The 15674-nt window shown below is 72.9% G+C and carries 10 protein-coding genes; 4 read left to right on the forward strand and 6 right to left on the reverse strand.

Features of this window, described 5'->3' with window-relative positions; translation table 11 throughout:
* Positions 1–226: 226 nt before the first annotated feature.
* From ACFV88_RS00410 to istB, 4 genes are all read left to right on the forward strand, one after another.
* Positions 227–1927 (forward strand): bifunctional 3'-5' exonuclease/DNA polymerase, encoded by a 1701-nt coding sequence (locus tag ACFV88_RS00410; protein ID WP_385484211.1) that lies wholly within the window; start codon positions 227–229, stop codon positions 1925–1927.
* Positions 1928–2000: 73 nt separating this feature from the next.
* A complete protein-coding gene (locus ACFV88_RS00415; RefSeq protein WP_385484214.1) occupies positions 2001–3284 on the forward strand; it encodes an HNH endonuclease in 1284 nt (427 codons plus the stop codon).
* A 375-nt stretch (positions 3285–3659) separates the two neighbouring features.
* Complete coding sequence (locus ACFV88_RS00420; RefSeq protein WP_385484217.1) at positions 3660–5651, forward strand: LCP family protein; 1992 nt, start codon at positions 3660–3662, stop codon at positions 5649–5651.
* A 111-nt stretch (positions 5652–5762) separates the two neighbouring features.
* Positions 5763–7262 carry an IS21-like element helper ATPase IstB gene (gene istB, locus ACFV88_RS00425; protein ID WP_385484220.1) on the forward strand — a complete coding sequence of 500 codons (1500 nt, stop codon included), beginning with the start codon at positions 5763–5765 and terminating at the stop codon, positions 7260–7262.
* Between the two features lie 69 nt (positions 7263–7331).
* Here the strand turns inward: istB and ACFV88_RS00430 are convergent, their stop codons facing one another.
* The 6 genes from ACFV88_RS00430 to ACFV88_RS00455 all read right to left on the reverse strand — a co-directional run bounded on the left by ACFV88_RS00430 (position 7332) and on the right by ACFV88_RS00455 (position 15594).
* Positions 7332–8324, reverse strand: a complete 993-nt coding sequence (locus ACFV88_RS00430; RefSeq protein ID WP_385484223.1) for an NAD(P)/FAD-dependent oxidoreductase — start codon at positions 8322–8324, stop codon at positions 7332–7334.
* Between the two features lie 90 nt (positions 8325–8414).
* Complete coding sequence (locus ACFV88_RS00435) at positions 8415–8894, reverse strand: pyridoxamine 5'-phosphate oxidase family protein (RefSeq protein WP_385484225.1); 480 nt, start codon at positions 8892–8894, stop codon at positions 8415–8417.
* 49 nt (positions 8895–8943) lie between these two features.
* Positions 8944–10689, reverse strand: a complete 1746-nt coding sequence (locus tag ACFV88_RS00440; RefSeq protein ID WP_385484228.1) for a protein kinase — start codon at positions 10687–10689, stop codon at positions 8944–8946.
* A 42-nt stretch (positions 10690–10731) separates the two neighbouring features.
* A complete protein-coding gene (locus tag ACFV88_RS00445; RefSeq protein ID WP_385484231.1) occupies positions 10732–12777 on the reverse strand; it encodes a PhoX family protein in 2046 nt (681 codons plus the stop codon).
* A 98-nt stretch (positions 12778–12875) separates the two neighbouring features.
* Positions 12876–14303, reverse strand: coding sequence for a GntP family permease (locus tag ACFV88_RS00450; protein WP_385484234.1), 1428 nt, complete (start codon positions 14301–14303; stop codon positions 12876–12878).
* Positions 14304–14466: 163 nt separating this feature from the next.
* On the reverse strand, positions 14467–15594 hold the full coding sequence (locus ACFV88_RS00455) for a glycerate kinase (RefSeq protein WP_385484237.1): 1128 nt from the start codon (positions 15592–15594) through the stop codon (positions 14467–14469).
* Positions 15595–15674 lie beyond the last annotated feature (80 nt).

Here is a 15674-nt window from a genome sequence, read left to right on the forward strand (position 1 = left end):
TGCGCTGGACCATCGAGGTGCCTCCTTCTGGCGGTCGTCCCGGTCGCGACCGCTCACCAGGATGGTCGCAGCCCCGACGCAGGTTGGTCGCAGCCCCGACGGCCGAACCCCTCGACCGCTCCTCCTTCCGGAAAGTTATCCACACCCTGTGGACAGTCTTTTTCCGTCGAGACCCGGCGTCACCACTGTTGTCAGTGTTGTCAGTGGGTGGTGCCAGAATCGAAACGTGATCGAACGGTGGGCCCTGGCGCCGACCGAGGACGGCGGCGCGGAGCTGGTCCCCCTCGGCGACGACGGGCTGCCCGCCGCCGAGCCCGTGCACGAGTCGGACATGGTGACCGCCGTGCGGTCCCGCCCTTCGGTGACCCGGTGGATCTGGCGCTCGACCACCGAGGTCCACCCCCGACTCCTGGCCGCCGGGGTGCACGTGCCCCGGTGCTACGACGTCGAAGCAGCCGAAGCGCTGCTCCTCGGGCACGAGGGCCGCCTCGGCGAACCCCGTTCGGCCGCGGCGGCCTGGGCCCGGCTGCACGGCCACCCCGTCCCGCCCGACCCCCCGCAACGCTCGGCGGAACCCGGCGCACAGTCCTCACTGTTCGAGCCGCGGCCCGCACTCCTGCCGCTGACGGCCCTCCTGGAGGTGTACGCCGAGCAGCAGCGCCGCCACGCCGCCACCGCCCACCCGGACCGGATGCGACTGCTCACCGCGGCCGAGTCGGCGGGGACGCTGGTCGCCTCCGAGATGAACGCGACGGGCCTGCCCTGGCGCGCCGACGTCCACCGCGAGGTGCTGCACGAACTGCTCGGCGAGCGGTACGCGGGCGGGGAGCCGCGGCGCCTGGCCGAACTGGCGGACGAGGTGTCGGCCGCGTTCGGACACCGGGTGCGCCCCGACCTCCCGGCGGACGTGGTGAAGGCGTTCGCCCGGGCGGGCACGAAGGTGCGGTCCACCCGGCGCTGGGAGTTGGAGGAGGTCGACCACCCCGCGGTGCGGCCCCTCATCGAGTACAAGAAGCTGTACCGCATCCATGTGGCGCACGGCTGGTCGTGGCTGGCGGACTGGGTGCGCGACGGCCGGTTCCGCCCCGAGTACCTGCCCGGCGGCACGGTCACCGGCCGCTGGGTCACCAACGGCGGCGGCGCCCTCCAGATCCCCAAGGTGATCCGCCGCGCCGCGGTCGCCGACCCCGGCTGGCGCCTGGTGGTGGCCGACGCCGACCAGATGGAGCCCCGGGTGCTGGCCGCGATCTCCCGCGACCCCGGTCTGATGGAGGTCGCCGGCCGGCCCACCGACCTGTACCAGGAGGTGTCGGAGCGGGCCTTCGCCGGCGACCGCGAACAGGCGAAGCTCGCCGTCCTCGGCGCGATCTACGGCCAGACCTCGGGCGACGGCCTGAAGAACCTCGCCGCGCTGCGGCGCCGGTTCCCGAAGGCGGTGGAGTACGTGGACCGGGCGGCCCGCGCCGGCGAGGAGGGCCGGCTCGTCCGCACCTGGCTGGGCCGGACCTGTCCCCCCGCGGCGGGCTCCGGTGACGCGGACCTGGAGGAGGCGGGCCTGCCCCAACCCGCAAACAAGCCGGACGAGCCGGACACCACCGGGGACGGCGGATTCACCCCCGGCTACGCCTCGACCAACACCCGCGCCCGGGGCCGCTTCACCCGCAACTTCGTGGTCCAGGGCAGTGCGGCGGACTGGACCCTGCTGCTCCTGGCCGCCCTGCGCGCCGCCTGCGCCGACCTCCGGGCCGAGCTGGTGTTCTTCCAGCACGACGAGGTCATCGTGCACTGCCCCGCGGAGGAGGTCCCCCGGGTCACGGCGGCGATCCGGGACGCCGCCGCCACCGCCGCCCACCTCACCTTCGGTCCGACCCCCGTGCGCTTCCCGTTCACCACGGCGGCGGTGGAGTGCTACGCCGACGCGAAGTGACCGGGCCCGCAAGGACACGGGGGCGTAGGGGCACACGGGCGTCGATGTCAGTGGTCGGGCCTACGGTTCTCCCATGGCGCAGAGCGAGGTGACCCGAACCGAGGTCCTCCAGGCCCTGGCGGAGTACGACCGCCTGGGCCGTGACGCGTTCCTCGACCGGTACGGGTTCCAGCGCGCCCGCACGTACCTGCTGGTGCACGAGGGCCGGTCCTACGATTCCAAGGCCGTGCTCGGTGCGGCCCACGGCTTCCTCCCCGGGCGCCGGCCGCTGCGGGCACGGGACCTCTCCGGCGGGGCGGACCACGCCGTCCGAGTACTGCGGGCGTTGGGGTTCGAGGTCGTGCGGGCGTCGTTCGGCGAGGAGGAGCTGATGGCCCTCGTCACCCGTCTGAAGGTGAGTCACCACCCCGTGGACGGGCCCTCGCGGTACCAGCCGCTCACCCTGCTCTGGGCCATCGGCCGCGCCGTCAACGACGGGCAACGGCTGCTGCCGTGGACGAGCACCGACGAGCGGTTGAAACCCCTGCTCGCAGCCCACGGCCGCCCGCACCAGCGCAACCGCCCGGAGTACCCGTTGGCCGCGCTCCACCGGGCCAAACTGTGGGACATGGCCGACGTCGAGGGCCCCGTACCCCCCGCGCACGGCGACGCGGAGCTCAAGGCGTGGTTCACCCGACAGCGCCCCACCAGTGGCCTCGTCGCACCGGTGCACGACCTGGTGCGCCGGTCCGGTCTGGCCCGGCTGCGGGCCGTCGACCACCTGTTGGCCACGTACTTCGGCGATCTGGACCACGCACCGCTGCTGGCGGACGTCGGGCTGGACGGCGACCGCATGGCCGACGACCTCGACCCCGCGCCCGGCCCCGACGCACCTGCCGGTCCCGCCGTACCCGTCATGCCGACCGGGCCGGTCATACCGGTCATACCGATCTACGAGGAGGCCCCGGCCGCGCCCCGCGACCCGCTCGTCCTGGCCGCGAACTACGAACGCCTCTGTCGGCTCGTCGAGGGCGGGGAAGCGGAGCGGCACGGCCGCCGCACGGACCGGACGACGAGCCGCCCGGTGCGTTCGGCCTCGGCCCGCCGAGCGGTGCTCGAACGCAGCGAGGGCCGTTGCGAGAACCCCGGGTGCCCGGGGCAGCCGGTGGACGTGACCGACCGGGGAACGGCGATCCTGGAGATCGATCACGTGGACCCGCTCGCGGACGGGGGGCGGGACCACCCCGCCGGGATGATCGCCCTCTGCCCCAACTGTCACGCGGTGAAGACGCGGGGCAGGACCAGGCACCGCCTCGCGGAACGACTGCTCGCCGTGGCGCGAGAGCGGCACACCGCGCTGTTGAACCGGGACGCCTGACCCTCCGACCTCCTCGGATGCGCCGAGCACGGCCGGCGAATCGTGACAGAGCGCTCATAGGAAACCTCGCCGACCAGCGGGGGGAACAGGCATTCGCTCGGTCGGTGAAAGGTTGTAGGAAAAAAGCACTTTCCTTGCGTTGCGTTTCTCACGTAAGACACACCTCGACACGCCTCCCGAAGCGCGTGACACGCTCTGATACTTCCGGCAGGGGCAAAAGGTCACGGAAGAGAAACGGTGGAACCGCATCGGAGGGGGGTCCCCCACCGGGTGGGAACCACGGCTTCCTCGGTTCCGCACAACCGTCATGGTGTCCCCGGCATCTCCTCGGGGGGAGAGCGCCGCACAGGACAGCGCAGAGGAGCCAGGCGAGGTATGAACGCGCACCATCGTGGAGGGGCGGACGAGGACGGGTTCGACGCCGCGGACCTGTGGGTACGCAACCCGCAGACCGGCGCGTACGAGCTACGCCTCGACGACGCACAGGAGCCACCCGCAGACCGGGGGGGACACAGCGGTGCCCCGGCCCCCGACCGACCGCTCCCCGGGCAGCGGGGCCGGCGGCGCAGGAACGACACGTACGAGGAGCCGGGCGCCCCCTTCGGTGAGCCCGACGACTACGGCGACCGCTACGAAGACGAGCGGGCCGAGCGGGGCGGCAGGGGCCGGCGGGGGCGGCGCAACGACGAGGGCGCCGGGGTCGACGCGGACGACCGCAGGTACGACGCCTCCGACAACGACGCCGATGCCGCGGACGATGCCGATGCCGATGCCGACGGTGGCCGGACGCGGGTGGGGAATCGTTCCGGCGGCTCCCGCAGCCGCAACCGGTCCCGGTCCCGTTCCGCACAGCCGTCCGCGCCGGGCTCCCGTGGCGACGAGAACGCCGCGGAGGCGAGCGGCCGGCGGGGGCGCAAGCCGAAGAAGTCGCGGAAGAAGAAGGTCCTGATGTGGACCGGCGGAATCCTGGGCGTGGTGCTGGTGGGCACCTCCGCCGGCGCCTATTACCTCTACGAGCGGCTCGGCGGCAACATCGACACCGTCGACATCGGGGACGCCGGCAGCGGCAACAAGAAGCTGTCGGGGCGCCCGTTGAACATCCTGGTCCTCGGCACCGACAAGCGCACCGGCAAGGGGAACGCCGGTTACGGGGACAAGGGCAGCGCGGGCCACGCCGACACCACGTTCCTGTTCCACGTGGCCGCCGACCGGACGAACGCGACCGCGCTGAGCATCCCCCGCGACCTCATCACCGACATACCGGACTGCCCGACCAAGCAGCCGGACGGGTCCGAGGAGGTCATACCCGGCACCCCGGGCACCCGCTTCAACAACTCCTTCGGACAGGAGGGGCGGGACCCGGGGTGCACCATGCGGACGGTCGCGGAGATCACCGGACTGGAGCTGGACCACTTCATGATGGTGGACTTCAACGCCGTCAAGACCCTGACCTCCGCGCTCAACGGCGTGGAGGTCTGCCTGGACAATCCGGTGCGGGACGTGAAGGCCAAGCTCAACCTGGGGGCCGGGTCGCACACCATCGAGGGCGAGGACGCGCTCGCCTTCGTCCGCAGCCGCGCGGCCACCAAGAACGGCAGCGACCTCGACCGCATCGAGATGCAGCAGAAGTTCGTGGCCTCGGTGATCCGCAAGGCGAAGAGCGACTTCCTCGACAGCCCGACGAAGATGTTCTCGCTCGCGGACGCCATGACGAAGAACCTCACCGTGGACACCGGCATCGGCACCGTCCCCAAACTCACGGCGCTCGCCAAGGAATTGGGCCGCATCGACCTGAAGAACATCAGCTTCACCACCGTCCCGGTGATCGACAACCCGGCGGAGAAGACCCCGATCACCGTCGTCCTCGACCCCAACCGCGCGCCGCAGATCTTCGACGTCCTCAAGAACGACGTGTCGTTGACGGAGGTCAAGAAGAAGGAGAAGGCCGCCAAGAGCAAGCAGGACGCCGTGCTGAAGGGCCCTCGCGCGAAGCCCTCGGAGATCAGCGTCGACGTGTACAACGGCGGGGAGTTGGTGGGCGCCGCCAGCACCACCGTCACCTGGCTGGTGGACGCGCAGGGCGTGGCCGGCGCCGCCAACAAGAGCAACGCGCCCGCGAAGGCGGCGAAGACGACCTTGGCGTACACCCCCGACCAGGTGGCGCAGGCCCGTGCGGTTGCCGATCTGATGGGGCTCCCCGCGAAGGCCCTCAAGCCGCGGACGGGACCGGACGCGACCTCGAAGGACCCCATGACGTTGACGCTCGGTGCCGACTTCAAGGGGCCGGGCATCCCGATCAAACCGTCGAACAAGCCCCCCAAGGGAGTGAAGAAGGTGCAGGGCGACACGAAGATGTGCGCCGCCTAGCACACCGTCCACGAGAACAACAGCGGTGACGCACCGCTCCATCGGGTCGTTGGAAGCGTGTACGCGGTCGGTTCCCCCGCCGATCGCCACACCCCCACACCACCCCGGGAGATGCCGTTGCTCGGTCCCGCCACGTCCGCGTCGTCCAAAACGGACGTCAGGAGTTACGCCGCCTCCTACATCGGTTACGCGCTGTTCGCCACCCGCTGGCTCCAAGCCCCCCTGTACTTCGGGCTGGTGGCCGCGCAGGGCGTCTACGTCTACAAATTCTTCAACGAACTGTGGCACCTGATCGCCCACATCATGAGCGGGCAGGCCGACGAGACGCACGTCATGCTCGCCGTGCTGAAGCTGGTCGACGTCGTGATGATCGCCAACCTGCTCATCATGGTGATCGTCGGCGGGTACGAGACCTTCGTCTCCCGCATCGGTCTCCAGGGCCACCGCGACCAGCCGGAGTGGCTGTCCCACGTCAACTCCAACGTCCTCAAGGTGAAGCTCGCGACCGCCATCGTGGGCATCTCCTCGGTGCACCTGCTCCAGATGTTCGTGGACGTCGCCCACACCTCGCAGCACTCGCTGCTGTGGGGGACGGTGATCCACATGGCGTTCATCCTGTCGGCGGCGATCCTCGCCTACATGTCGGGCCCGATGGAGTCCCACAACCGCCAAGACCCCGGTCACGACGACGGCGGTGACCACGGCTACGGCTACGGCGACGACCACGGGCCCGACGACGGGGACGCGCGGCGCCGGGCCCACCCCCGCAAGACCTACGGGAAGCGCCCGACGCCGGCGGATCACACCAGGCCCGTCGAACCGGTGGCGGACGGCGTCCCCGGCCCCTTTGACCCGTCCCCGTGGACGGTCCGGCAGACCGGTCCGGACGCGCCGGCGGCCGGCGGCCACCCGGAAGACGCCCACGCCGTCCGCCCGGCGGCCGCGACCCGCCGGAGCACCATCCCCCCGCAGGGTTCCTCCCGCGACCGTGCGGACGCGCCCGTCCCCGCCACCGCGGAGGACCGTCTCCACGCCGCCGGCTTCCCCTCCCGCAAGACGCTGGAGGACTTCGCCGGTGACCAACAGCGGCCCCAGGAACGGAAGACGATCGCCCGCCTGGGCACCCTCGGCTTCGTGGACGACCGCGCCAACGCGGTGTTCCTCGGCCCGCCCGGCACCGGCAAGACCCACCTCGCCGTCGCCCTCGGCGTACGGGCCTGCCGCGCGGGGCACGCGGTGCTGTTCGCCACGGGCGCGGAGTGGGCCGCCCGGCTCGCCGCCGCCCGTTCCGCGGGACGGCTCACCGAGGAGATCGCCCGACTCGACCGGTACCCGGTGATCGTCGTGGACGAGATCGGGTACGTGTCGTTCACCCCGGACGAGACGCAGTTGTTGTTCCGGCTGGTCTCCCACCGGTACGAGCGGACGTCCGTCGTCGTCACCAGCGACAAGCCGTTCGCCCGCTGGACGGAGGTCTTCGGGGACACCCCCGTGACCACCGCCCTGCTGGACCGACTGGTCCACCACGCCGAGGTCGTCACCCTCCAGGGGGGCAGCTACCGCACCCGGGGCCACGACCGGCCGGCGGCGTTCCACGCGGAAGGCCGCTGACCGACCGGGCCGCCGAGCCCGGCCGCCCCCGGAACGGGACCGGGACCGCAACGGAACCGGAACCGCTGGTCACCCGCCCGGGGGCACTCCACCGTCCGCGGCGCGTGCCGCCAGGACGGCGGCCTCCGTGTCCTCGGCGACCAGGTCGTGGTTGAGTTCGAAGGCCGCCGCGGCGCCCGCGCCCGCCGCCGTCACCAGGAGGGCCCGTGGGTCGACCGCGTTGCCGACCGCCCACACCCCCGGCACCGCGGTCCGACCGGACGGCCCGACCGGGACCGGTCCCCCCTCGTCCCGGACGCAGCCGAGCCGGGTCAGCAGTTCGTCCCGCGGCACCATGCGGGGGAAGACGAAGACCGCCGTCCGCGGCACCGTCCGGCCGTCCGCCAGTTCCACCCCGGACAGTCGCCCGCCCTCGGAGGTGAGGGCCTTGACCTCGCCCGCCACGATGCGCACCCCGCGGGCGTCCAGCCGTTCCCGGTCGTCCTCGGACAGCCGCAGGGTGTGCGCGAACAGCACCACGTCCGGCGACCACTGGCGCAGCAACAGCGCCTGGGCGACGGCGCCCTGCCCCGTACCGAGGACCCCCAGGGGCTGGTCACGCACCTCGTGGCCGTGGCAGTAGGGGCAGTGCAGCACCCCGGCGCCCCAGTGCTCCCGCACCCCGGGGAGCTCGGGCAGTTCGTCGCGCAGCCCGGTGGCGACGAGGACCCGGCGGGCGAGCAGCACCGCGCCGCCGTCCAGCCGGACCACGAACCCGGGCTCGATGTGTTCGACCCGGCCGCGGAGCAGTTCGGCCCCGTACCCGGCGACCTCCGCCCGTCCCAGGGCGAGGAGTTCCGCGGGGGGCGTGCCGTCGCGGGTGAGGAATCCGTGCGCGTGCTCGGCCGGTGCGTTGCGCGGCTCCCCCGCGTCGACCACCGCGACCCGGCGGCGGGCCCGGGCCAGGACGAGCGCGGCGCTCAGCCCGGCCGCCCCGCCCCCGACGACCACCACGTCGTAGGTCCCCGGACCCGTCGACCCCGCACCGGTCGTCTTCCCTGTGTCATCCCTCGTGTCGCCCATCGCGATCACCTCCACCGGCAGCCTGCGCCGGGAGTCCCGGTACGGGCAAACATTGTTGCCGTTTCCGCGAAAAGTGATCGGGGCGGCCGGTCAGGGGGTGGCGGTCGCCGGGGCGGTCCTGCGCACCGAACCCATGGCCCGGGCCACGGTGATCTCGATGACGACCCGCTGGGGGTTGACCCGGGGGGTCCGGTAGCGCTCGGTGTACCGGGCCTCCGCGTCCGCGACGGACTCCGGATCGTCGCGGACCACGGCCGGCCCCTCCAGCGTCGACCAGCGGCGCCCGTCCACCTGGCCGACGGAGGCCCGCGCCCCGGCCCCGGCGGCGAGCACGTTGCGCACCTTGCGGCTGGTGGCGCTGGAGATCACCCGGGCGATCCCGGCGTCGGGGTCGTAGGTCACGCCCACGGGCACCAGGTGGTGCGAGCCGTCGGGGCGGGCGGTCGACAGGAAACCGATGTGCCGCTCCCGCCAGAAATCGAGGAACTCCGGTGCATCACCGGCACGTTGGGCACGGGCGTCGCCTCCGGACACGGTGGTCGGGGCGGGGACGGGGTCCGGTGCGGACATCGGGTGACTCCCAAGGTGGTGCGGGGGGGTGCAGGGGTACGGGTCGGGGTCAGGACTCGGAGGGGTGGACGCTGATCACCTTCCCCTTGACGTCGGCCTTGAGGTATCCGCCGCCGTACTCGTCGGCGAAGTAGACGGACAGGTTCGTCGGGGTGCCGAAGGCGGTGCTGGGCGGGTTGACGATCAGGTAGCGGGAGGTCGGCTCCGCAACCTTGAGGTCCTTCTCCGCACGCTTCAACAGCCCCGGAACGACGTCCCAGTCGAACTGCCGCAGCGACACCGGACGGTCACTGCCCGGGAGGGTGCCGCTCGCGGGCAGCTTCATCACGCCCGTGTCGACGCGGTACAGGTAGCGGTCGAACTTCCGGTCGCTGCCCTTGAGCAGGACGGTGGCGGAGACGTGCTCCGGATAGACGGTGAGGGCGCCGACCCGGTCGGACCCGGTCTCCTCGCGCAGTCGCGCGAGCGCGAACCGGATGCCGTCGGGGGTGAGCAGGTCCCTGCTCTTCGGCTTCGGCTTCCCGTCGGAGGCCGGGGCGGCCGGCGGCTGCGAGGCCGTGGTGGTGCCCCCGCCGGTCGGGGCGCTGCGGGCGGGGTCGGCACCGGCGTCGCCGGCGTCGCCCGGTCGCGGCAGGAACTGCCACAGCAGGGCGCCCAGGACCAGGGTGCTCAGCGCGGAGGCCCCGACCGCGATCCGGCGGGACCGTCGCCGCCGCGTATCGGGCCCGGTGGCGGTGCCCGTGCCCGTGGTGACGGCGGTGACGTGCGGAGGGGCGTACGGGTTCCCGGGCGGGGTGCCCGTGGGCGGGGTGCCGATCTGCGGGGTGCCGGGCGGGGGCGTGAGCCGGTACGAGGTGGCGGGGCCTTGTGCGGTGCCCGTCACCGCGGGCGGCGGAGGGGTCCCGTACGGCACCGTGCCGTGCACCGGGTACGCCGTGTCCCGGGCGGCGGCGTCGGCGAGCATCCGGTCCATGGTGTCCGGATCGGGGCGGGCGGCGGGGTCCTTGACCAGCAGGGCGGCCAGCACGGGGGTGAGCGCCCCGGCCCTGGTCGGCGGCGGCAACTCCTCGTTGAGGACCGCGGCGAGCGTCGCGAGGGTGGTGGCCCGGCGCAGCGGATGGTGGCCCTCGACCGCCACGTACAACATCATCGCCAGCGACCACAGGTCGGACGCGGACCCCCCGTGCTCGCCGGTGATCCGCTCGGGGGCCATGAAGTCGGGCGTCCCGATGATGGACCCGGTGGCGGTCAGCACCGTCGACTCGCGGATCGCGGCGATGCCGAAGTCGGTGAGGACGGGCCGGCCGTCCGGACGCAGCAGGACGTTCGCGGGCTTGACGTCCCGGTGCTGGATGCCGACGGCGTGCGCGGCGCGCAGCGCGGCCAGCAACTCCCGGCCGAGGACGGCCGCTTCGGCGGGCGCCATCGGTCCGCGCCCCAGCCGGTCCTGCAACGAACCGCCGGTCACCAGCTCCATCACGAGCCAGGGGTACGGGGTGTCGCCGCCGTCGCCATCACTGTCCACGATGTGGTGGATGGTGACGACGTTCGGGTGCTCGATGCGGGCCAGTGCACGGGCCTCGCGCAGCACCCGGGCGCGCAGCAGCCGGGCCGCCTCGGGGTCGTACTCGGCGAGGTCCGGGTCCGAGGTGCGCACCTCCTTCAGTGCGACGGCGCGATCGAGGACCAGGTCCCTGGCCCGCCACACCATGCCCATGCCGCCACCGCCGAGCCGGGCCTCCAGTGCGAAACGCCCGTCGATGACCCGTCTTCCGGTATCCCCACCACCGCTCATGGCCCGGAGCATACGAGACGACGGGGCGCCGTCCGGCCTGGGTCACCTGCCGATGCGACCGCCGTCCTCGGGCCACACCGCCACGACCGCGGGGCGCACCAGCGTGCCCGGCCCTTCGGGCCAGGTGCTCCCGGGCCGTTCGGCCGTGGCGCCGTCCGTCTCGCCGGGGTGCTGGACGGCGACCAGCACCCGGCGTTCCTGCACGACGGGCCCGCAGGTCTCGGCGCCGACCGGGACGGTGAGGAACTGCTTGAGCTCCCCGCGCCGTTCGCCGTGGGTGGCGACCCCGAAGAGGCCGTCGTTGACGCCGAGGTTGTTGCCGTCCGTGGAGATCCACATGTGGCCGTGGGGGTCGAAGGTGATGTTGTCGGGGCAGGAGATCGGGCTCACCCGGTCCTTGGGGAATCCGGCGAAGTAGGTGGCCGGGTCCTGCGGGTCCCCGGCGACGAGGAAGAGGCGCCAGACGAACGTGTCGCGGGCCGGATCGTTCCCGTGCTCGACGAGTTCCAGGATCTGCCCGTGCTTGTTGAGGTGGCGCGGGTTGGCCTCGTCCGCTCCGGGTCTGCCGGGTTTGCCCCGCTCGCTGTTGTTGGTCAGCGCCACGTACACGCGGCCCGTGCGCGGGGAGGGCTGTACGTCCTCGGGGCGGTCCATCTTGGTGGCGCCCACCCGGTCGGCGGCGAGCCGGGTGAAGACGTGGACCTCCTCGGCCGTCATCCCCGGGACGTGGGACACGTCGCCGGTGACGAGCGGGATCCAGGTGCCGGTCCCGTCGAACTCGCCGTCCTGCGGGTGGATTCCGCTGCCGTCGACCTCGCCGGGGCTGTCGCCGGTGAGTCGGGCGACGTAGAGGGTGCCCTCGTCCAGGAGGGTGAGGTTGTGTGCGCGGGCGGCCCGTGAGCGGCCCTTGCGCATCCGTTTCGACGAGACGAACTTGTAGAAGTACTCGAAGCGTTCGTCGTCACCGAGGTACACCACGGGGCGACCGTCGTGGGTGAGCCGGGGTTGGGCGCCCTCGTGCTTGAACCGGCCGAGCGCCGTCCGTTTGCGCGGCACCGAGTCGGGGTCGTACGGGTCCAGTTCGACCACCCAGCCGAAGCGGTGGCACTCGTTGGGCTCCCGGGTGGCGTCGAAGCGTTCGTCGAACCGCTCCCACTTGCGTTCGGTGGCGCCCCGCGGGAGCCCGTACCGCCGGTCCGTCTCACGGCCCGCGTGGGCGAAGTACATGTTGATGTTCTCCTCGCCGTGCAGGGTGGTGCCCCACGGCGTCTCCCCGCCCGCGCAGTTGTTGAAGGTGCCGAGCACGCTCGTACCGCTCGGGTCGGCCGTGGTCCGCAGCAGGGCGGCGCCGGCGGCCGGACCCGTCAGGCGCATCGGCGTCGAGGCGGTGACCCGCCGGTTGAGCCGGTGCCCGAGCACGGGGCGCAGCCGGCCGGAGCCGCGCTCCTCCTGCACCACGACCACGGACAGGCCGTGCGCCGCCCAGGCGGTCTCCACCTGTTCCCGGGTCGGGTTCTCGGCGTCGTACCCGCGGAACATCAACCACTCGCTGGTGTACTCGTGATTGGCCACCATGACCTGGCGGCCCGGTTCCCCGGGCAGCGGGAGCAGCGAGAGGAAGTCGTTGTTGTAACCGAACTGGCGGGCCTGGACGCGCGCCGACTGGCGGTCCGGGTCGAAGTCCGGGACGCCCGGGAAGAGGGGGTCGCCCCACTTGATCACGATGTCCTGCCGGTACCCCGGCGGGACGACCACGGCGTCCAGGGTGTTGGGCTGCACGGGCGTGAACCGCAGCCCGCGCGCCCCGTCCCGCCGCCCGCCGCCGGGGTGGCGGGGCCGGGCGGCGGCCGGGGACGCCCCGGTCACCGCCCCGACCCCGACCGCGGCGGCCACCGTCAGCACCGCCGCGCCGCGCACCACCGCACGCCGGGACACGGCATCGGCGATCACGTCCCCGGCGTACGCGTTGGAGCTGGTGTTGGGCACCTCCTGGAAGCAGGCGTCACCGCAGCGGTAGCGGCAGGTGAGCGCGGAACGTCCACCCGGGTGCGGGATGTCGTGGTGCAGCAACGGCAGCGGTCGGTACACGGTTCCTCCTCTGGCGCGGGCGCGCCGGTGGCCGGGTCGAGCGGTTCTGCGGTGCGGACGGGGCGGGGGCGGGGGCGGCGAGGACGGGTGGCGCGGTGTTACAGCAGTGCCGCGCCGAGGACCAGGACGAAGGCGAGTGCGGTGAGGCCCTGGACGAGGGTGGCCGCGGTCTGGGCGCGGTACGCGGTCTTGACGTCCATCCCGGAGAACTGCGAGACGACCCAGAAGTACGAGTCGTTGACGTGGCTGACGACCATCGCCCCCGCGCCGATCGCGAGCACCGCCATGACCTGCCCGATCGGGATCGAGCCGAGCGTCCCGTCGAGCCCCAGCGCCGGCAGCAGCGGCTGGGCCAGGGTCGACGTGATGATCAGCGCTGCGGTGCTGCTGCCCTGCGCGGTCTTGAGCAGCGCGGCGAGACCGAAGAGGACCAGCAGCGCGGTGACCCCGCCGACCGCCGAGCCGTCGCCGATCAGGGACGCGATGTAGTCGGCGATCGGGGTGCCCTTGATGACCGCGCCGAACGCGCCGCCCGCACCGGTGATCACCAGGATCGGGGCGGCGTCGACGAGCCCTTCGGCGACCCAGGTGGTGAGGGCCTTGGCGTCGTACTTCGGCGGCAGCAGCGCCAGGGCGAGCAGGACGCCGATGAGCAGGGCGTTGACGGGTGCGCCGAGGTCGGTGAGGAAGGCCCCGAAGGTGCCCTCCACCAGGGTGCCGCCGCCGGAGGGGAAGGAGGCGACGGAGCCGATCGCCATCAGCGCGATGGGCACCAGGATCGGGGCGAGGGCCCGGCCGATGCTGGGCAGGCGCTCGAACTGCTCCTTGTACTCCTCGAAGGTCTGCTCGGCGTCGGGGAGCTTGCTCTTCAGGTCGCCGGTGCGGCGCAGTGCCCAGAACAGGCCCGCGCCGGCGGCGGCCAGGGAGACGGGGATGCTGAAGAGGATGACCCAGATCAGCCCGTCGGACCCGATGCCCACGTTGCCCGCGGCGGCGATCGGGCCGGGCGTCGGGGGGACGAAGGTGTGGGAGGCGTACAGGCCGGTGGCGAGTGCCGTGCCGAGGACGACCGGGTTCTTGCCCGTCTTGCGGGCGATCGAGCGCTGGAGCGGCGAGAGGACGACGTAACCGGAGTCGCAGAAGACCGGCACCGAGACGACCCAGCCCATGACGGACATGGCGAGGGCGGGGTGCCGCTTGCCTATGACCTTCAGGACCCCTTCGGCGAGGGTGACGGCGGCTCCGGTGCGTTCCAGCACCTTGCCGATGATGGTGCCGAAGAGGATCACCAGCCCGATGCTGGCGAGGATGCCGCCGAAGCCCTCCGCGATGGTGCCGCCGAGGTTGTCGACGAACTTCCGGTCCGCGTCCGTGACCGCGCCGATCCCCATGGCCATCAGGCCGAAGGCGTAGGTGGAGAGCACGATGGAGAGGAAGGGGTGCAGACGGAACTTCCCGCACAGAACGATGATGAGCCCGATGCTCACCGCCAGGGCGGCGAGGAGGGCGGGACCTACGGTGTCCATGGTGCTCCTGCGAGTGGGTGGGAACGAACGGGGACGGGGACGGGACCGTCGGCGGGGCACGGGCCGGTCGGGGAACGCAGGGCATGGGGGTGCCCGGGTGGGGTGCGGGGGGGAGTGAAGGGGGCTTGCGGGGTGTACGGGCGTACGGGGTGGGGGGCCGGTGTCAGGAGGCCCGGAGTCGGACCACCTGTTCGGCCGCTTCGGCCAGCAGCGCGGGGGCGGACCGGGTCATCTCGGCGAGGGTGCGGGGACCGTCGGCGATGCTGAACGCGGCGGTCAGCCCCAGGTCGTGGAGGTCGGAGAGCGGGGGGACGAGCTGGCCGGCGAGGACCACGGCGGGCGCCCGGTGCTCGGCGGCGAGCCGGGCGACGTGGGAGACCACCTTGCCGCCGGCGCTCTGCCGGTCCAACCGGCCCTCGCCGGTGATCACCAGATCGGCGCCGGCGAGGGCGGCCGGGAGTCCGACGGCCGCGGCGACGAGTTCGCAGCCGGGCAGCGCCGTGGCGTCCAGGACGGCCAGCATCCCGCCGCAGGTGCCCCCGGCGGCGCCGGCTCCGGGAAGGTGGTGGACCGAGGCGCCGCACTCCTCGGCGAGCACGTCCGCGAAGCGGGTCAGCGCCCGGTCGAGCAGTTCCACCTCGGCGGGGGTCGCACCCTTCTGGGGACCGAAGACCGCGGCGGCGCCCTCCGGCCCGACCAGGGGGTTCGTCACGTCGCAGGCGATGCGGAAGCGGGTCGCACGGACCGCTTCGGGCAGCGCGTCCAGGTCGATCCGGGCGAGGTCGAGCAGGGCCGCGCCACCGGGCGGCAGCTCCTGCCCGCGGGCGTCCAGGAACCGTGCGCCCAGGGCGCGCAGCAACCCGGTGCCCCCGTCGGTGCTCGCGCTGCCGCCGACGCAGACGAGGACGTCGCGCGCGCCGCGGTGGATCGCGTCGGCGATCAGTCGGCCGGTGCCCGTGGTGTCCGCGCGCAGCGGAGCCAGTCCGTCGGGCGGGAGCAGCGGCAGACCGGAGGCGGCGGCGAGTTCGACCACGGCCGAGGTGGCGTCGGCGCCGAGCAGGTACCGGGCGGTGACCGGGGCGCCCAGCGGGCCGCTGACCTCCAGCCGGACCTCCTGACCGCCGGTGGCCGCGCCGATGCAGTCGAGGGTGCCCTCCCCGCCGTCCGCCATGGGGATGCGGACCACCTCGGCGTCGGGGACGGCCCGGAGCACGCCGACGCCGATGGCCTCGCACACGGCCGCGGCGGTGAGGGAGCCCTTGAAGGAGTCCGGAGCGATGACGACGCGCAAGAGAAACAGCCCTTCCTTAGGCGTGTTCTGGGGTGTGCCGGAACTCTAGGCACTTCCCCCGCCGGACAGAACTGGCGCGG

It is taken from the genome of Streptomyces sp. NPDC059816 (genome assembly GCF_042732055.1).
In the GTDB taxonomy this organism is placed as follows: Bacteria; Actinomycetota; Actinomycetes; order Streptomycetales; family Streptomycetaceae; genus Streptomyces.

Coding starts and splice junctions, on each gene's coding strand:
- ACFV88_RS00415 (WP_385484214.1), top strand. CDS start 2,001: ATGGCGCAGAGCGAGGTGACCCGAACCGAGGTCCTCCAGGCCCTGGCG.
- ACFV88_RS00420 (WP_385484217.1), top strand. CDS start 3,660: ATGAACGCGCACCATCGTGGAGGGGCGGACGAGGACGGGTTCGACGCC.
- istB (WP_385484220.1), top strand. CDS start 5,763: ATGCCGTTGCTCGGTCCCGCCACGTCCGCGTCGTCCAAAACGGACGTC.
- ACFV88_RS00430 (WP_385484223.1), bottom strand. CDS start 8,324: ATGGGCGACACGAGGGATGACACAGGGAAGACGACCGGTGCGGGGTCG.
- ACFV88_RS00435 (WP_385484225.1), bottom strand. CDS start 8,894: ATGTCCGCACCGGACCCCGTCCCCGCCCCGACCACCGTGTCCGGAGGC.
- ACFV88_RS00440 (WP_385484228.1), bottom strand. CDS start 10,689: ATGAGCGGTGGTGGGGATACCGGAAGACGGGTCATCGACGGGCGTTTC.
- ACFV88_RS00450 (WP_385484234.1), bottom strand. CDS start 14,303: ATGGACACCGTAGGTCCCGCCCTCCTCGCCGCCCTGGCGGTGAGCATC.